15 protein-coding genes are annotated in these 17,092 nt (G+C 51.3%); 6 read left to right on the top strand and 9 right to left on the bottom strand.

Going from position 1 to position 17,092, the window contains the following annotated elements; genetic code table 11:
• Window positions 1–445 precede the first annotated feature (445 nt).
• Window positions 446–1,582, top strand: a complete 1,137-nt coding sequence (locus GSR16_RS19750) for a branched-chain amino acid ABC transporter substrate-binding protein (RefSeq protein ID WP_240902548.1) — start codon at window positions 446–448, stop codon at window positions 1,580–1,582.
• Window positions 1,583–1,657: 75 nt separating this feature from the next.
• Here GSR16_RS19750 and GSR16_RS19745 read toward each other — a convergent pair whose 3' ends face one another.
• Window positions 1,658–2,659: a cytochrome-c peroxidase gene (locus tag GSR16_RS19745; protein WP_159880402.1), complete on the bottom strand. Its 1,002-nt coding sequence runs from the start codon at window positions 2,657–2,659 to the stop codon at window positions 1,658–1,660.
• Window positions 2,660–3,657: 998 nt separating this feature from the next.
• Window positions 3,658–4,044, bottom strand: coding sequence for a hypothetical protein (locus tag GSR16_RS19740; protein WP_159880400.1), 387 nt, complete (start codon window positions 4,042–4,044; stop codon window positions 3,658–3,660).
• A 439-nt stretch (window positions 4,045–4,483) separates the two neighbouring features.
• Between GSR16_RS19740 and GSR16_RS19735 the strand changes: the two genes are divergently transcribed.
• Window positions 4,484–4,738: a helix-turn-helix domain-containing protein gene (locus tag GSR16_RS19735; protein WP_159880398.1), complete on the top strand. Its 255-nt coding sequence runs from the start codon at window positions 4,484–4,486 to the stop codon at window positions 4,736–4,738.
• A 55-nt stretch (window positions 4,739–4,793) separates the two neighbouring features.
• Here GSR16_RS19735 and GSR16_RS19730 read toward each other — a convergent pair whose 3' ends face one another.
• The 7 genes from GSR16_RS19730 to dnaA form a co-directional block, all read right to left on the bottom strand.
• Complete coding sequence (locus tag GSR16_RS19730; RefSeq protein WP_159880396.1) at window positions 4,794–6,428, bottom strand: non-canonical purine NTP pyrophosphatase; 1,635 nt, start codon at window positions 6,426–6,428, stop codon at window positions 4,794–4,796.
• Complete coding sequence (locus GSR16_RS19725; RefSeq protein ID WP_159880394.1) at window positions 6,421–7,401, bottom strand: beta-ribofuranosylaminobenzene 5'-phosphate synthase family protein; 981 nt, start codon at window positions 7,399–7,401, stop codon at window positions 6,421–6,423. The genes GSR16_RS19730 and GSR16_RS19725 overlap by 8 nt, the downstream gene beginning before the upstream one ends.
• Window positions 7,394–8,125, bottom strand: a complete 732-nt coding sequence (locus GSR16_RS19720) for a phospholipase D-like domain-containing protein (protein ID WP_159880392.1) — start codon at window positions 8,123–8,125, stop codon at window positions 7,394–7,396. The genes GSR16_RS19725 and GSR16_RS19720 overlap by 8 nt, the downstream gene beginning before the upstream one ends.
• Window positions 8,126–9,151, bottom strand: coding sequence for a DNA adenine methylase (locus GSR16_RS19715; RefSeq protein ID WP_159880390.1), 1,026 nt, complete (start codon window positions 9,149–9,151; stop codon window positions 8,126–8,128).
• A 101-nt stretch (window positions 9,152–9,252) separates the two neighbouring features.
• Complete coding sequence (gene gyrB, locus GSR16_RS19710; protein ID WP_159880388.1) at window positions 9,253–11,643, bottom strand: DNA topoisomerase (ATP-hydrolyzing) subunit B; 2,391 nt, start codon at window positions 11,641–11,643, stop codon at window positions 9,253–9,255.
• 137 nt (window positions 11,644–11,780) lie between these two features.
• Window positions 11,781–12,887, bottom strand: coding sequence for a DNA polymerase III subunit beta (dnaN, locus tag GSR16_RS19705; protein WP_159880386.1), 1,107 nt, complete (start codon window positions 12,885–12,887; stop codon window positions 11,781–11,783).
• Between the two features lie 51 nt (window positions 12,888–12,938).
• Window positions 12,939–14,336 carry a chromosomal replication initiator protein DnaA gene (dnaA, locus tag GSR16_RS19700; protein WP_159880384.1) on the bottom strand — a complete coding sequence of 466 codons (1,398 nt, stop codon included), beginning with the start codon at window positions 14,334–14,336 and terminating at the stop codon, window positions 12,939–12,941.
• Between the two features lie 354 nt (window positions 14,337–14,690).
• On the opposite strand from dnaA, the gene rpmH reads away from it, so the two are divergent.
• From rpmH to yidC, 4 genes are read left to right on the top strand one after another with little or no spacing between them, the layout of a single operon-like run.
• Complete coding sequence (gene rpmH, locus GSR16_RS19695; RefSeq protein WP_011137953.1) at window positions 14,691–14,825, top strand: 50S ribosomal protein L34; 135 nt, start codon at window positions 14,691–14,693, stop codon at window positions 14,823–14,825.
• Between the two features lie 8 nt (window positions 14,826–14,833).
• On the top strand, window positions 14,834–15,196 hold the full coding sequence (rnpA, locus tag GSR16_RS19690) for a ribonuclease P protein component (protein WP_159880382.1): 363 nt from the start codon (window positions 14,834–14,836) through the stop codon (window positions 15,194–15,196).
• Window positions 15,172–15,381 carry a membrane protein insertion efficiency factor YidD gene (yidD, locus tag GSR16_RS19685; protein ID WP_045848138.1) on the top strand — a complete coding sequence of 70 codons (210 nt, stop codon included), beginning with the start codon at window positions 15,172–15,174 and terminating at the stop codon, window positions 15,379–15,381. The genes rnpA and yidD overlap by 25 nt, the downstream gene beginning before the upstream one ends.
• 19 nt (window positions 15,382–15,400) lie before the next feature.
• Window positions 15,401–17,050, top strand: a complete 1,650-nt coding sequence (yidC, locus tag GSR16_RS19680; RefSeq protein WP_159880380.1) for a membrane protein insertase YidC — start codon at window positions 15,401–15,403, stop codon at window positions 17,048–17,050.
• Window positions 17,051–17,092: the final 42 nt, after the last annotated feature.

The following is a 17,092-nucleotide window of genomic DNA, read 5'->3' as shown; positions in this document are numbered from 1 at the left end:
ACAAGTTGTCACTACCGGTTCAATACAGAACAAGAGCATATTGAATACTAAAACGTTACAGCAACTGTACTTAGTCCAATAACGACTTACTTTATGCCTTTATTTTTACAAGAAAGGATAAATGCCAATAACATTTAATGGAGATGGCAAGTGCAGCAGCCCAGAGCGTGTTGCCTGTTTGCCAGGTAGCGGATAGTCGCGGCAGACTGCCATTTTCCGGTAGAAGAAAAACACTGCCCTTGCCTTGAATCAGTAATTTCTTATGTGTTGCTATTCTTTTACACCGGCATGGCAAAGTCCCTTGCCCGTGGATGCCATACCGGCGGGGCATGGTCGCCTGCAGCGATGCTGCTGTCGCACAGGGCAAAACCATGCTGGCAGAAATGTTAAACACTCGAAGCATTCCCCGCGGTAATGCCGCGTCATGCCAAATCAGGAGAAAGCCGTGACCGTTACCATGAAACCCCTGTACTGCAGCCTGCTGCTGGCTACTGCCTGTACGCTGTCTGTTCCGGCTTTTGCTGCGGATGAGCAAGTGGTCAAGATTGGCCTTACCGGCCCGCTTACCGGCCCGCAAGCCGCCACGGGCAAGGACGATGAAAATGGTGCGCGCATGGCGCTGGACTACATCAACGCCCAGGGCCTGGTAATTGCGGGCAAGAAAACCCGCTTCGAGCTGATGTCCGAAGACGATAGCGCCGACCCGCGCACGGGCATGAGCGTGGCCCAGCGATTTGTCGATGCCAATGTCAGTGCCGTGCTGGGGCCGTACAACTCCGGCGTGGCCATTCCCATTTCCAAGCTGCTCAACGACGCACAAATCGTGATGGCCACCGTGGCGTCCAATCCCCGTGTCACCCTTAACGGCTACCCCTATGTGTTCCGCATCGGCAATACCGACAGCCAGTCCGGCACCCGCATGGCCACCTTTGCCGCCAAAAACCTCAAGGTAAAAAAGTTTGCCGTCATCGACGACCGCACCGCCTATGGCCAGGGACTGGCCGACGAATTTGAAAAGGCCGCCAAGGCCAATGGCATCCAGATTGCCACCCGTGAATACACCAATGACAAGGCCACGGAATTCACCGCCATCCTTACCAAGATAAAAGGCCTGAAAGTGGATGGCGTGTTCTACGCCGGTTACCACGCCCAAGGCGGCCCGCTGCGCAAACAAATGGCCCAGCTGGGCATGGACAACTACCTGTTGGGCGGCGATGGCATCTGCAACGAAGAAATGCTGAAACTGGGCGGCAAGGCCGTGGACGACAAAGTATATTGCCCGCAGGGTGGCCCGGTGCTGGAGCAGAGCAATGTCGGCAAAACCTTCAATGCCGCCTACAAGAAGCGTTTTAACAGCGAACCGCTGACCTATGCCGCATCCATGTACGATGGCCTGATCCTGCTGGCCAAGGCCATGCAGAAGGCCAACTCCACCGACCCGAAAAAGTACAAGCCGGTACTGGCGGCCTTCTCCTACCAGGGCGTGGCCGGCAGCTATGCCTTTGACGACAAGCACGACCTGAAAAACTCGCCCATCAGCGTCTACGCCTTCCGTAATGGCCAGCTGGTAGCACTCAACTGAGTGCAACTTCATCCGCAATAAAACCAACAGGCCCGCATTACGCGGGCCTTGGTGTTTTCAGAAACAGGGCAAGCTTTAGTTGAACGGCGTCGGGCGCGGCGTATTGTTGCTGGAGGCTGGCAAAATCGGCAATACAATACGCGGCTGCTGGCCGGTCAGCGTATGCAGGAAGGCCACGATATCGCCTACCTCCTGCTGACTGAAGCTGCGCCCCAGCTGCAACTGGCCCATGGTGGTGACAGCGGCTTCCAGCGTAGGCGCGCCAGCGTCATGGAAGTAAGGCGCACGCAGCGCCACATTACGTAGCGACGGCACCTTGAACGCCATGCGGTCGGCATCCTTGCCGGTTACGCCAGCCCGGCCCTGAGCCGGGTTACTGGTTTGATACGGCGCTACCAGGCCCATCTTCTGGAAGGAATTCCCCCCCACTGCCGGGCCATTGTGACAAGCCACGCAGCCTGCAGTCTTGAAGGTTTGATAGCCGCGCAGCTCCTGGGTGTTCAGTGCCTTCTTGTTGCCCTTCAGCCATTGGTCAAAGCGCGAATCCGGCGTCACCAGGGTTTCCTCAAACGCAGCAATCGCCCGGGTAACTTCCTGCATGGAGATCTGCTTGTGGCCGAATACCTTGTCAAACTCGTTTACATAGGCCGGGATCGAGCGCAGCACATCCAGCGCCAACACATGGTTGGATGCCATTTCCTTGGGGTTGGCAATCGGGCCGCTGGCCTGTTCTTGCAGGGATTTGGCGCGACCATCCCAAAACTGCGCCACATTCAGGCTGGAATTAAGCACGGTGGGCGAACGAATCGGCCCTTGTTGCCAGTGATCCCCAATCGAGGAAGTCAGGTTGTCGCTGCCGCCAGTGGCCAGGTTGTGGCAGGAATTACATGAAATAAAGCCGGACTTGGACAAGCGTGGTTCAAAAAACAGCTTCTTGCCCAACTCCACCATGGCCGGATTCTTAATCAGCGGTTTGGACAGTGGCTGAATCGGCTCGCTTTGAATGCTGGGTGCCGCCGTAGCCGAAATTGCCATCATCAAGGGAAGAGCCAGACCAATATATTGCAAGTAGCGCATTGTTTTCTCCGTTGGCGTTAAAAATTCAATTCCAAAATGTAAAAATAATCAGGCGGTGTGCAATGCTGTTCTTAAACAATATCTATTCGCGGTAGCGAATATTTAATCTGCAGTAGCTTATTAAATGGCAGCAGAATCCCCTGGCAGTTTTTCACTGGGAAAAACAACGCCATATTGAATAAAACAAAGCATTGATATGAATGTGGTTTTTAATTGCTGCAACAATGCAGCAGATTGATTCCTGCAGATTTGCGACAGATCAAATCGGAGAAATTAAAACCATGCTGAATGAATTGATATTTTCAATTCATTCAATAGCTAAAAAATATCAGCCAGACACGACAGGGAAGGGGAGATAAGCAATTTGCCAACAGACCAAATAATGTCAGGCCATCGCAGGGCGCATGATGAAAGCCCGCCGTGCTGCTGAAATGAAGTCATATTGCATGAAATGGCCATCGTGGCCACAAGGTCTGCCGGAGAAAACAACGAACGGAAAAGGTGGAATCTGCCGCGTGGCAGGCAGGGACGTGCAGGGTGAACCTACTTCCAGATAAAGCCAAAGCCCAAGATCAGGACGATCAACAGGCACAGCATGCCGATGCCGCACATTTTTTCGATCAGGAAATCCAGACAAAAAACCAGCACCCGGCATAGCTTGCTGGCCACGGTTTCCCTGGAGGAAAAGCCAATGACTGGCTTTGCTGTTTCACTTTGCCTGAAGAAAAGCATGGCTTGATGGCTCTTAACAATTATTACCATGCGACAATAATTGTTAAATTATGGTAAGGCAAGATATTGGGTGCGTAATACTCTGTTAAATAATGAAAATAAACAAATGTCATTATTGCGGAATGCCGTGCTGACCAGCGCTGTGCGGTATGCCCCCACTGTTAACTGCAACTGCCCGCAGCGGGATGAGGGGCAGATTTACCATCGGTTTGCCCGCTGCCAGCCTCTGTCAGGTTCGCACGGCCCGCCTTGCCGGGTGGCCAGGGCTAACGCAAATACAGCTCTGCGCTGGCGCGGCGTAATTGCTGGTGGGTAAGCGACAAAATGCGGTAAACATCTTCGGTGGACAACGGCGGACTGCGTTTATCGCCCAGCATGCCCAGCAACTGGGCAAGGGTCTGCAGACTGCCGTTCAGGTCGGTCTCCACCCGATCCAGCCTGGCTTCCAGTTGGCGGCACAGATTTAACAGCTGTTGCCAGCGTACTTCTACCCGCGGGTCCTGCTCTGGGCCCAGTGCCAGTTGCAGATTATTCAGGCCAACATGCAAACGGCCCAGCGGCAGGCAGACCTGGCGCAGAAAAGCAGCAAACTCGGAATCAGGATGGGATAAGGAATGGGGCCGGGACGGTGGTGGTTGCGGAGTACTGCTCATGACAAATCCTCCAAGGTGATGTACATCATCGCCACCTCCGACGCCAATCGGGGGTGGCAGGCACATGGCAGGATTGGCGTTACCGGTCACCTTGAACCCGGCGCTCGTGAGAGCTCCCACCAAGGCCTGCCATGGAAAAAGGCAAAGCAATGGTGCGAGGACTGGTACGTGTGCACGTAGCAGTCCGCCAAAGTGGGGTCGGGACGCCAATCCCGGTGCCGCTATTGAACGGCACGAGGCGATTATCGGTTGGGATAGGGGTGGGAGGCAAGGCTGAACCCTGCAAAGCCAGATAAGGCTTGGCAAGGATGGCATTACTGGATAGTCGACAATGCAGGACTCAGCTTTGGTCACGCCCAGCACCTAGTTAACATGAATGTGCCAGATTGTGACGTAAAAGCGGCTGACTTAAAAGCAGCACGCCCTAAAACTGGCCTGCATGACAGATACCTCCGCTCCCGACTCCTCCGCCCGCCTGGTGCGCGCGCAACTGGCTGCAAACCTCATCCGTTTGCGCCGGGAGAAAGGCATGTCACAAGAGGCACTTGCTTTGGAAGCAGGCCTGCATCGCACCTTCGTTGCCCACGTCGAGCGGCAAGCCCGCAATATCTCGCTGGACAACCTGACACGACTGGCCGACGCACTCAGCGTCCCTGTCCACAGCCTGTTGCTGCCTTGTAACAGAATTTGTTGAGAGCTTCATACTTCTAATTCAATTTATAACCTAGTGTGAGTAGATTCTTCTTTAGTTAAAAATTGAATTTCATTTGCTGGTAGTTAAATTTTTGACTAGCCGAGTCTGCTTCCTGCTTATCTGTAAAGGAAAGCTTAATACGTTTTGCCTCACTCTTTCCTGTTGCAGAGAGTCGGTATTCTAGAGATTTTTTCCCATCTCTGATTCTGACCTCATAGTAAGGATGATAGCCTTGGTTAAAATACCTGCTCACATTGTTTTTTGATTTAGCGATCTGAAATTTATTATTAATAAGCGCTGCGATCTCTGTGGTTGTAGACCAAAGATCGCTCTCATTGCATGAGAGTAGGGTGAGTAGGATATATTGCTCTAAGGTTGTCGTAATGTTTAGGCGCAGCTTGGGTGGGGTGACTATTATTTCAAATGAAGCTTCTTTCTTAATTTCATCGATCAGTTCATTGAAGCTGGCTTCATTTTTAAAAATTATAGTATTATTTTCAGTACAAATTCCCTTGATTCCCATACGCTCTTCTTGAGAGTCTCGGTACTGAAATTTAAGTTCATCTACATTATCTCTGCTTCTTAGTAGTGCTCTTTCTAAGCGAATAGTATATTCTGCTTCTAGGTATATTGTTTTTATATGGTAGCTTGATCCCAGAGATGATTCTAATATTTTTATTTCATCGGGGGATCGGAATCCTGTAATAATTGAAATGGGATATTCTTTTTCAAGAATATGTTTTGCAATTTGACCTGATACAATATCTTTCTCAGTTTTTAATGCGCTCTCTGCAAAATCACCTATTTTTACAGATGATCGTAGACCATGGCGCTCCCAAAATGCTTTGTACATGAAGTCACTAGCTTCAATGTGTGGGATATGATTCTCATCAGTTAGCCATTGTGCAAGCGTAGTTTTTCCAGCACAAGATGGGCCACATATAACAAAAACACACGGTATTTCAAATATGTTGTCAAGTTCCATCTGATGGCGATATTGATTTTCTTCAGATCCCTGGGTTAACACCCCCATTTTTTCTAATTCCATTGCAATTTTATTAAATGCAATAGCGCGAAAATCATATTGGTCAGCTTCTGCGATGGGTAGCATGCTCAAAGGTGCATCCGCGCCTAATGGAATAAACCATCTGTTAAATGTCTTTGAATCAAGCCAAGGATATACCATATTGGTATTTATATTAAATTCGTTCTCTGTAATAGTCCCTTCAACAGTGCCATAAACCCATATATATTCAGCATCTAGTTTCAATGCCTCTTTCCAGTGTTCAGGAATGTGCAGTACGATATCTGAGCGGACTGATACCTTTCTATTATTGCCATGTGATTTTAATATTTGGTCAAGAAGTTCAAATGTCATTCCTTTCATCCAATATTTAACATTTACACCTGGTTCTTCACTTTTTGAACTCAGCGCATCAATTCTTACAGATGTATCTTCAAAGAAAAATAATTTATTGCTATTCCCGTGTTTGCTCAAATTCCACTTTTTTAAGGCACTCAAATAACTCAAGCGTAGCAATTCGCTACGATCATCAATTATCGGCTCATCGTAGCTGGCTCTATATGTTTTTTCTTTAAATCCGTTAACTACAATGCCGTATTTTTTTGCTAAATGTCGAAAATGAGCTAATTTTGTAATATTGGACGTAAAAAAAATTAATTCACGCATGCTCTATAACTCTCCCATGGTTATCTGGCGACGTTAAGAAAATGTCTGAATCTGGGAATTTCTCTTTAATTAATTGACATTTTTCTTCTATGTTTTGATCAATAATCAACAAATTAGGACCAAAGCTTGACATAGCAATCGCATCACATGAAATGATATCTTTCAGATAGTGGATATACTTACCTAATGAGTCACCATGCAATGCAACTTCAGCCTTTTTCCAACTACATTGTTGTATTGAGTTAATTGACTTGCAAAAATAATTATAATCGTTATCAATAATTGAGGCCGTCGTTCCAAATAGTGCATGGTACGTTATTTCATTTACGTCATCTTGACTTTGTGGAGTATTCTTTGAGAAAAATAACCGCTCATTCTCTAGTGTTATTGGGCTCACATCATTGGGTACAAGGATAGCCATGTTCCACATTGGCATATTTATTCTTTTTAAAACAATGGGCAATTCTTCTGGGTAAATAATTTCGTCAGATGACTGAAATTTAATTTCGTTATTTTTTTTTACGCCTAAATCAAATACGAATCCACCATTGAAGTAGGTGTTAATGCCAATTCCAGATGCCCCTCCCCTTCCAGACGCTTGCATAAGCTCAATTTTACTTGGAAAATAATCATTCAATATGAAAAGTGCTTCTAATACAGATAAACGGAGTGATGTGCCAGAACCAAATCCCATATGCTGATAAGGAATTTCAATATGTTCAATCTCAATGCTGTATTTAAGATTAAATTTTTGAATAGTATTTCTGATAATTAGCTTCAATTGCTCCAGGGTATTCTGCTCATTAATTTTGACGGCAATTTTATCCAATTTGGTGTCAATTGATTTTTTCGCTATTAGAAGAATATTTTTCCTAGAAATGGCAAATCCAATGCTGCCATTTTTCCTATATCCCGATTCGCTCATGTCAATGAGTGATAAATGAACTCTTGCTGGTGCTAATATTTTAAGCATTGCCAAATACCTCAGCGCCCTCCCATTCATTATTAAAGTGCTCAATGTAGGTTTGAGCAAGAATACTATCGAGGGAGACGTGCAGTGATGGTGTGTCTTTACTTCTTATTTTAGGAAATACGTGGCCAATAATTACTTCGCTGTCAGAGACAAATAAATTTGTATTTGGTGTGTGCTTGAAATAACGAACTTCAATATTAGACCACTTCTTAGTTAGTTTTTCAAAATGGTTAGCAGCAATGCTGAACTTATGTTTATCCTCAGCATTTTCTAGATAGTCACATGAGGCAACAAGAATCTTAACAGTAACTTTTCTATCTAGAGCCTTTAATAAACATTTTCCTTCTTCATTTCTGGACTCTAAATCGCCAAAATCCTGAACGAAGCGGGAGCCAGTAACACCATAAACAATTAATGTATTCTGGGACGAATCAATTAATTCACGATAATATTTTTTACTGTCTCTTGTTGAAATAACATCCCGAATTTTTAATGATTTAATCTTGGAAACAGTAGCGTACTCATACCAACTAAGACATAATTGAAACAGAGCAACAGTAAGCCCGGGAATTAGACCGGCTATGATCACCCATAGTGGGCCTTCCTTGTCAAAAAATGCTTTATCTGTATTAATTGCTATTAGATATGTAAAGCATAAAACTAATAAAATTAGGGCGAGAACAATTGCTGCAGGTAAACTTATTTTTAATGACTTGTTGAACATTTACGCCTCGCAAATAAATAATAGTTCGTCGTGCATTTTTTTTGAAAGTGATGCTGAAAATGGTTTCGTTTTTATGGATACTTTTTTGAATGAATTCAGTAGAAAATCTGTTATTTCATCCGGGTTTGGAAATTCGTTTGATATGTAAGATAGTATTAGCCTATTCGGGCTGATGTTGTTGATGACATCTTGTATATTTATGAAGAAATCTTCCTTCTTATTCCATTCTTTAGTGTTGGTATCTCTGATTATTTTAATTTTTGAAGTGGTATCTATCATTTTCCGCCATTGACTATATTGAGCCAATCCCTCGAGAAAATGATAGCGTTGTAAATATGTTTCAGTTGTTTTTTTTGCTTTAAAGTAAGGAGGGTCTAAGTAGACGCTGTCAAAATTTTTCCTAATTTCACTGGCTGATGTACTTTCGTTTATAGTTATTTTATTTTTCCCAGACATGTATTTTACGAATGGAATTAATTCATTTAACAATTGTTTGATGTGATGAGGAAATGATCTGTCCCAAGTAGTTTTATTTCCAAAATTCTTGCTTGTGGAGTTGACTCGCATTTCTAAGTTGGCTCGATGAAATAAGTTGTACGGCCTCTTTCTTATGCAAGACTGAAATAAACAGTGCAGGATAATATTTTTATGAACTTCCTCAAGCTCTTCAATTTGATGCATTAGTCCATCAATCCACATATTTTCTTCGCGTAAAAAGAAAATATTGTCAAATGCCTTAGTAACGAATCTGTGTTTTGGCTTTATGCTTTCAATGAATTGGCAAAGTTTATCTATATCAATTTGTGATATGTCAGAATTAAATAATGCCTTGGCCGATATTGTATTGAAAAGAAAAATATCGTTATAGGTTACATTCCAGTTTAATTCATTTAGCAGAAAGGAAACTGATCCCGTACCACCTAATCCATCTAGAATTATCCCTGGTTTAAGATCAGTAATATTTTCTCGAAGCCAAGATAAATGCTTTCTTTTGCTTCCATAATATCTTGTTTGAATGTAATTCATCTTGCCGGGATTTAATTCAATATTTCATTGATTTAATAAAAGAAAACCACCGTAGATGGTGGTTTTCTTTACAGTTGATGGTGTGTACAAACGATCTAAAATCACACATCAATATTCCGCGCAATCAGGGCATTGCCTTCGATAAAGGCGCGGCGGGGTTCTACGTCGTCGCCCATCAGGGTGGTGAACACGTCGTCGGCACCCATCACGTCCTCGATGCGTACCTTCAGCAGGCGGCGCACGTTCGGGTCCATGGTGGTTTCCCACAGTTGTTCCGGGTTCATTTCGCCCAGGCCTTTGTAGCGCTGGATGTTCATGCCCTTTTTCACTTCGGCCAGCAGCCAGTCCAGTGCCTGGCCAAATTCGCTGATCGGTTTCACGGTTTCGCCGCGGCGTACGCTGGCACCGTCACGCAGCAGGCCGCTGAGCAGGTCGCCGGTTTTGGCGAGTTCCGCGTAGTCGCCGGTTTCCAGGAAGTCCTGGTCCAGTACGGTTACCAGCACGTTGCCGTGCAGTTTGCGGGTGATCTTGATCAGGTGGCCGTCGTTTTTTTCGTCGTGCAGCAGGTCCAGCGTGATGGCTTCCGCAGGCACCAGCGCGCGCAGGCGGGCGATGGTGTCGTTGGAGGCTTGTTCGCTTTCCAGTGACAGGCGGCCGGACTTGAGCATGGCTTCCAGCACCAGCGGGTCGATGACGCGGCTTTCGCGTTCGATCACGGCGCGGGCCAGCAGGAACTGGCGGGCTACTTCGGCCAGGGTGTCGCCGGCCAGCGGGGCGGCATCGGTGCCGGGGACGAGTTCGGCTTTTTCCAGTGCCAGTTGCAGCAGGTACTGGTTAAGTTCGTAGTCGTCCTTCAGGTAGCGCTCTTGCTTGCCGTGCTTGGCCTTGTACAGCGGCGGCTGGGCGATGTAGATGTGGCCGCGTTCTACCAGTTCGTGCATCTGGCGGTAGAAGAAGGTGAGCAGCAGGGTGCGGATGTGTGCGCCGTCGACGTCGGCGTCAGTCATGATGATGATGCGGTGGTAGCGCAGTTTGTCCGGGTTGTATTCGTCCTTGCCAATGCCGCAGCCCATGGCGGTAATCAGGGTGGCCACTTCCTGGCTTTGCAGCATCTTGTCGAAACGGGCGCGTTCCACGTTGAGGATCTTGCCCTTTAGCGGCAGGATGGCCTGGAATTTGCGGTCACGGCCTTGTTTGGCGGAGCCGCCGGCGGAGTCACCCTCGACCAGGTAGAGTTCGCACAGCTTGGGGTCTTTTTCCTGGCAGTCGGCCAGTTTGCCGGGCAGGCCCAGGCCGTCCATGATGCCTTTGCGGCGGGTGATTTCGCGGGCCTTGCGCGCGGCTTCACGGGCGCGGGCGGCATCCACGATCTTGCCGCAGATGGTTTTGGCGTCGTTGGGGTTTTCCAGCAGATAGCTTTTCAGCGCTTCGCTGATGACTTCGTTGACCACCGGGCCGATTTCGCCGGATACCAGCTTGTCCTTGGTCTGGCTGGAGAACTTGGGGTCGGGCAGCTTGACGGACAGTACGCAGGTAAGACCTTCGCGCATGTCGTCGCCGGTGGTGTCCACCTTGGCCTTTTTGGCTACTTCGTGTTCTTCGATGTACTGGTTGAGCGTGCGGGTCATCACCTGACGCAGCGCGGTCATGTGGGTGCCGCCGTCACGCTGCGGGATGTTGTTGGTGAAGCACTGGACGCTTTCCTGGTAGGAGTCGTTCCATTGCATGGCCACTTCCACCGTCATGCCGTCTTTTTCGCCAATGCCGTGGAACACCTTGGGGTGCAGCACGGTCTTGTTGCGGTTCATGTATTCCACAAAGCCGGCTACGCCGCCGGAGAAGGCGAAGTTTTCTTCCTTGCCGCTGCGCTTGTCCAGCAGGTTGATGCCTACGCCCTGGTTGAGGAAGGACAGTTCGCGGATGCGCTTGGCCAGGATGTCGAAGTGAAATTCCACCAGGCCGAAGGTTTCTTCGCTGGCGCGGAAGGTGACTTCGGTGCCGCGGTGGTTGCTATGGCCGGTGACGGTGAGCGGGGCCACGGCGTCGCCACGGCGGAATTCCATTTCGTGCACCTTGCCATCACGCCAGATCTTCAGCTTCAGCCAATCGGACAGCGCATTTACCACGGACACACCCACGCCGTGCAGGCCGCCGGAGATCTTGTAGCTGTTGCTGTCGAATTTGCCGCCGGCGTGCAGGATGGTCATGATCACTTCGGCCGCCGAACGTCCTTCTTCCGGGTGGATGTCGGTGGGGATGCCCCGGCCGTTGTCCGATACGGTGATGGAGTTGTCGGGGTTGATGATGACCTTGATGGTGTCGGCATGGCCGGCCAGGGCTTCGTCAATGGCGTTGTCCAGCACTTCGAACACCATGTGGTGCAGACCGGTGCCGTCCGAGGTGTCGCCAATGTACATGCCGGGGCGTTTGCGTACCGCATCCAGACCCTTGAGGACTTTAATGCTATCCGCGCCGTATTCCTGTTCGCTCATCCGCTTCTTTCCTGCAGTGGGGGAGGGGGCGGAGGAGGATGTCCTCGTCCGCGCTGTACCGCCCTTTGCCGCTTATACTCAAAATCTCGAAAACTGCTGCCTGTGGCAGCAGTCACTTCTGACTGTGCTTTTGCTGATCAGATGCGCATCGGCATCACGATGTACTTGAAGTTGCTGTAGTCCGGAATGGTAACCAGCGTGCTGCGGTTGGCATCGCCAAACGCCATTTGCAGTGTGTCGGCCGGCAGATTGGTCAGTACGTCCAGCAGGTAGTTGATGTTGAAGCCGATTTCCAGGTCGCCGCCCTGATAGGCGATTTCCAGTTCTTCTTCTGCTTCTTCCTGTTCGCTGTTGGTGCACAAAATGGACATTTTACCCGCTGCCAGTACCAGTCGCACGCCACGGAATTTTTCGTTGGCCAGAATGGCGGCGCGTTGCAGCGCGTGCAGGAAGGTAAGGCGTTCGATCAGGAAGATCTTGTCGTTATCCAGCGGAATCACGCGGTTGTAGTCGGGGAACTTGCCGTCGACAACCTTGCTGATGATGACGGTGGAGCCAAAGCTGAAGCGCACCTGGTTGGCCAGCACTTCGATGTTGATTTCGTCGTCGCTGTCCTGCAGCAGTTTGTACAGCTCCAGGATGGTTTTGCGCGGCAGGATGACTTCGGCCTTGGGCAGGGTGGCTTCCACGTCGGCGCTGGCAAAGGCCAGCCGGTGGCCGTCGGTGGCAATCAGTTTTACCTGGTTGCCGTCGGTTTGCATCAACAGGCCGTTAAGGTAGTAACGGATGTCCTGCACGGCCATGGCAAATTGCACCTGGGAGATCAGGCGTTTGAGTTCGCGCTGGCTCAGGCTGAAGCTGGATTCGCTGGCGCTGCCCACCGACAGCAGCGGGAAGTCTTCTGCCGGCAGGGTTTGCAGGTTGAAGCGGCTTTTGCCGGCTTTCAGTGTCAGGCGGCCGTCCAGCTGTTCCAGCGTGACCGTGGCCTTGTCCGGGATGGCGCGCAGGATGTCCTGCAGCTTTTTGGCCGAGGTGGTCAGGCGGAAGTCTTCGCCCGGCAGTTCGTCGGCGCTGGCGGTGGTGATCTGGATTTCCAGATCGGTGGCCAGGAAGCCTACCTGTCCGCCCTTCTTTTCAATCAGGACATTGGAAAGAATCGGCAGGGTGTGGCGGCGTTCGACAATACCGGTCACGGCCAGCAGGGGCTTGAGAAGGGCATCGCGTTCGGCTTGCAGGATCAGCATGTTTCGGGCTCCCGAATGTGTCCAGAGTCAGTTATCGGTTGAATCAACATATCAGTTACGCAGCATGGATAGCAGCGTATCGTAATCGTGCGCCATATCGGCGTCATTACTGCGCATTTCGGCAATGGTCTTGCAGGCATGCAGCACGGTGGTGTGGTCGCGGCCGCCAAAGGCGTCGCCGATATTGGGCAGCGAGAGCTGGGTCAGCTCCTTGGCCAGTGCCATCGCTACCTGACGCGGCCGGGCAATGTCACGGCTGCGCTTTTTGCTGTGCATGTCGGACAGCTTGATCTTGTAGTACTCGGCCACGGTTTTCTGGATGGCGTCCACGGTGACCTGGCGGTTGCCGGCGGCCAGGATGTCCTTCAGCGCTTCTTTTACCAGGTCCAGCGAGATGCTCTGGTTGGTGAAGCGGGCATAGGCCACCACGCGTTTGAGCGCGCCTTCCAGTTCGCGCACATTGGAGCGCACGTTCTGGGCAATGAAGAAAGCCACCGGGTGATCCAGCTTGATGCTGTCGGCTTCGGCTTTTTTCATCAGAATGGCCACGCGCATTTCCAGCTCCGGCGGCTGGATTTCCACCGTCAGGCCCCAGGAGAAGCGCGAAATCAGCCGCTCTTCCATGCCTTCTATCTGCTTGGGGTAGGTGTCGCAGGTCATGATGACTTGCTTGCCGCCCTCGATCAGTGCGTTGAAGGCGTAGAAGAATTCTTCCTGGGTGCGGTTTTTGCCGGCAAAAAACTGGATGTCGTCAATCAGCAGCAAATCCAGCGAGTGGTAGTAGCGCTTGAATTCGTCAAACGCTTTGTGCTGGTAGGCGCGCATGATGTCGGCCACATAGCGTTCGGCGTGGATGTAGCGGATCTTGGCTTGCGGGTTCTTCTGGAACACGTGGTTGCCAATGGCCTGAATCAAGTGGGTCTTACCCAGGCCCACGCCACCGTAGACAAACAGCGGGTTGTAAGCCTGGTCGCCCGGATTCTCGGCAATCTGCATCGCGGCAGCGCGTGCCAGCTGGTTGCCCTTACCCGTTACCAGCGTATCAAAGGTGAAGGAGGGGTTGAGCCGGGTGCTTTCGTGGCTGCCGCCAATGGCTTTTACTGCCGCTTGCTTGGCCTGGCTGGGAATGCTGTTGGCGGCAGGTGCGGGGGCGGGTTTGCGCTCACCACTGCCTACGGTTACCGGCACGGCCAGTGGTTTGTTGCTGGGTGCGCCCAGGCGCAGCTCGACCGGGGCTTCGCCCACCAGTTCTACCGCCAGTTCTTCGATGCGGCCAAGGAAACGGTCCTTGATGAACTGCATGATGAAGCGGTTGGGGGCAAACAGCGCAATGCCTTCATCGTTGGCTTCGGCTGCCAGCGGCTTGATCCAGGTATTGAACTGCTGTGAAGACAGTTCGGCCTCAAGGCGCGCGAGGCAGGCAGGCCAGAATTGATCCAGTTCGGTCATTAAGTACACGCAAGTAAAAGCAAAAACCCGCCGTTGACGATATGCGTTGCGGCGGGAGGAGCCATGGTTGTCACCCTGTGGGATGGCCGGACGATAGTGTCTGGCGCGGGTGCAGCCCTGGCATGTGTTCATGCATGGCAAGTGGCTTGCACCATCCCCCTGTCGCGCGTGCTGCCCTTGGGCGGGCGGCTTCGTTTAATAATTACGCAGGGGGTGGGGTGCGTTAAGTTTCGACATTCTAACGGTTTTCGGCAAAGTTATCCACAGGTGTGCTAAAAATTTGCCATTGACAAGCGGCGGTTTTTCTTGTGAAATCACGCGTTTATTTCCGTTTCGAAACAGGAATTCTTTATCATGAAGCGTACTTACCAGCCTTCCACTACCCGTCGCAAGCGCACTCACGGCTTCCTCGTTCGCATGAAGACCCGCGGTGGCCGCGCCGTTATCGCCGCCCGTCGCGCCAAGGGTCGCAAGCGTCTGGCCGTATAAGTTCAGTAATGACTTATCGCTTTCGCCGTGTGCACCGGCTATTAAAAACGGATGAATTTTCATCCGTTTTTAGTTTGCGGCAAGCGCGCAGCACGGCTTTGTTTCAGGTATATGCCCGTCCCAACGATCTGGGCCATGCCCGGGTTGGCCTGGTGGTGGGCAGAAAAGTCCACAAACGGGCGGTACGCCGCAACTACATCAAGCGTACCGTGCGCGAGTGGTTTCGCCTGAATCAGGCAAGCTTGCCGGCACAGGACTACATTGTCCGTGCCAAACTGGCTTTTTCACGCGCTGACAGAGCAGAAGCTGTCATCGCCTTGTCTACACTCTTTGCTAAACTGGCACGATGTCGCGCCTCCTCATCCTCCTGATCCGTTTTTATCAACTGGCCATCAGCCCATGGCTGGCACCACGGTGTCGCTATGTGCCGACCTGTTCCAGTTACGCGATCGAGGCGGTGAGAAAGCATGGCGCCTGCAAGGGCGGCTTTCTGGCGATGAAACGCATCGGGCGCTGTCACCCCTGGGGTGGCAGTGGTTATGACCCGGTTCCCTGAACTTTCCGGTATCGTAGAGATGGATTCCAAGCGACTCATAATCTTCATCGTTCTGTCCATGGGCATCCTCCTGCTGTGGCAGGAGTACTTTGCGCCCAAGCCTGCCCCGCAGCAGGTGGCACAGACACAAACGGCTTCGCAGCCGGACGCACCGGCAAGCCATACCGCCAGCGCCCAGCCTGTTGAGGCAGCCAAGCTCATCGCTGGCCAGCGCATTCGTGTGACCACCGATGTGCTCAAGGCCGAAATCGATACCGTAGGTGGTGACCTGCGTCAGCTGGATTTGCTGAAGCACGACTCCGCCACGGACGCCAAAAAGCCGTTCGAGCTGCTCACCGACAAGAATGGTCGCGTGTACGTGGCCCAGACCGGCCTGGTGGCTGCCAGCAATCCGGCCCTGCCCACCCACAAGACGGTTTACACTGCTACGCAGTCCAGCTACACCCTGAGCGGCGACAGCCTGCAGGTCAAGCTGACCGCCCCGGCCGCCAATGGCGTGCAGGTGGTGAAAACCTATACCTTCAAGAAGGGTAGCTACGATATCGCGGTACGCTTCGATATCACCAACGGTGGCAGCACGCCGCTTGCCCCGACTGCCTATTATCGTCTCCTGCGTGATAGCCAGGCCCCGGAAGGCGAAGGCCGCTTTGCCCACACCTTTACCGGCCCGGCTGTTTACACCGCTGACAACAAGTTCCAGAAGGTTTCCTTCGAAGACCTGGCCAAAGGCAAGGGCGATTACACCAAGAACGCCACCGATGGCTGGGTGGGCATGCTGCAGCACTACTTCATGACCGCCTGGATCCTGAAGCCGCTGGATGCTGCCAGCGTGTGCAAGGACGACAAGTCCTGCCACTTCGAGCTGAAGGACAACAACGGCCTGTATTCTGCTGCCGCTACGGTTGACCTGAAAACCATCAATCCGGGCCAGACTGCTTCCATCACCGTGCCGCTGTATGCCGGCCCGGAAGACTACAGCGTACTGACCAAGATTGCCGACGGCCTGGAATACTCCAAGGACTACGGCTGGGTACACATCTTTGCTTCCCCGCTGTTCTGGCTGCTGACCAAGCTGCACGGTCTGGTACAGAACTGGGGCTGGGCCATCGTGCTGCTCACCCTCACCGTGAAGGCCATCTTCTATCCGCTGACCGCTGCGTCCTACCGCTCCATGGCCAAGATGAAGGCCCTGGCACCGCGTCTGGAACGCATGAAGGAACAATACGGCGACGACCGCATGAAGTTCCAGCAGGCCGTGATGGAAATGTACAAGAGCGAGAAGGTGAATCCGCTGGGTGGCTGTCTGCCCATGCTGATCCAGATTCCGGTGTTCATCGGCCTGTACTGGGCGCTGCTGGCTTCGGTTGAGCTGCGTCAGGCTCCGTGGATTCTGTGGTACACCGACCTGGCCCGTCCGGACCCGTTCTATGTGTTGCCGGTAATCATGGCTGCCACCATGTTCCTGCAAACCTTCCTGAACCCGCCGCCGACCGACCCGATGCAGGCGAAGATGATGAAGATCATGCCGGTTGCCTTCTCGGCCATGTTCTTCTTCTTCCCGGCTGGTCTGGTGCTGTACTACGCAGTCAACAATATCCTGTCGATTGCCCAGCAGTGGTATATCAACAAGAGTATTGAAAACAGCAAGAAAGTAGCCCTGCAGTCCTGAATTGGACAGTAGTGTTCCAGAAAGCCCGGCCGGATAAAGGCC

Source organism: Aquitalea denitrificans (assembly GCF_009856625.1).
Classification (GTDB): domain Bacteria; phylum Pseudomonadota; class Gammaproteobacteria; order Burkholderiales; family Chromobacteriaceae; genus Aquitalea; species Aquitalea denitrificans.
The sequence above is the reverse complement of the archived record's forward strand: the minus strand, read 5'-3'. Positions and strand labels throughout refer to the sequence as shown.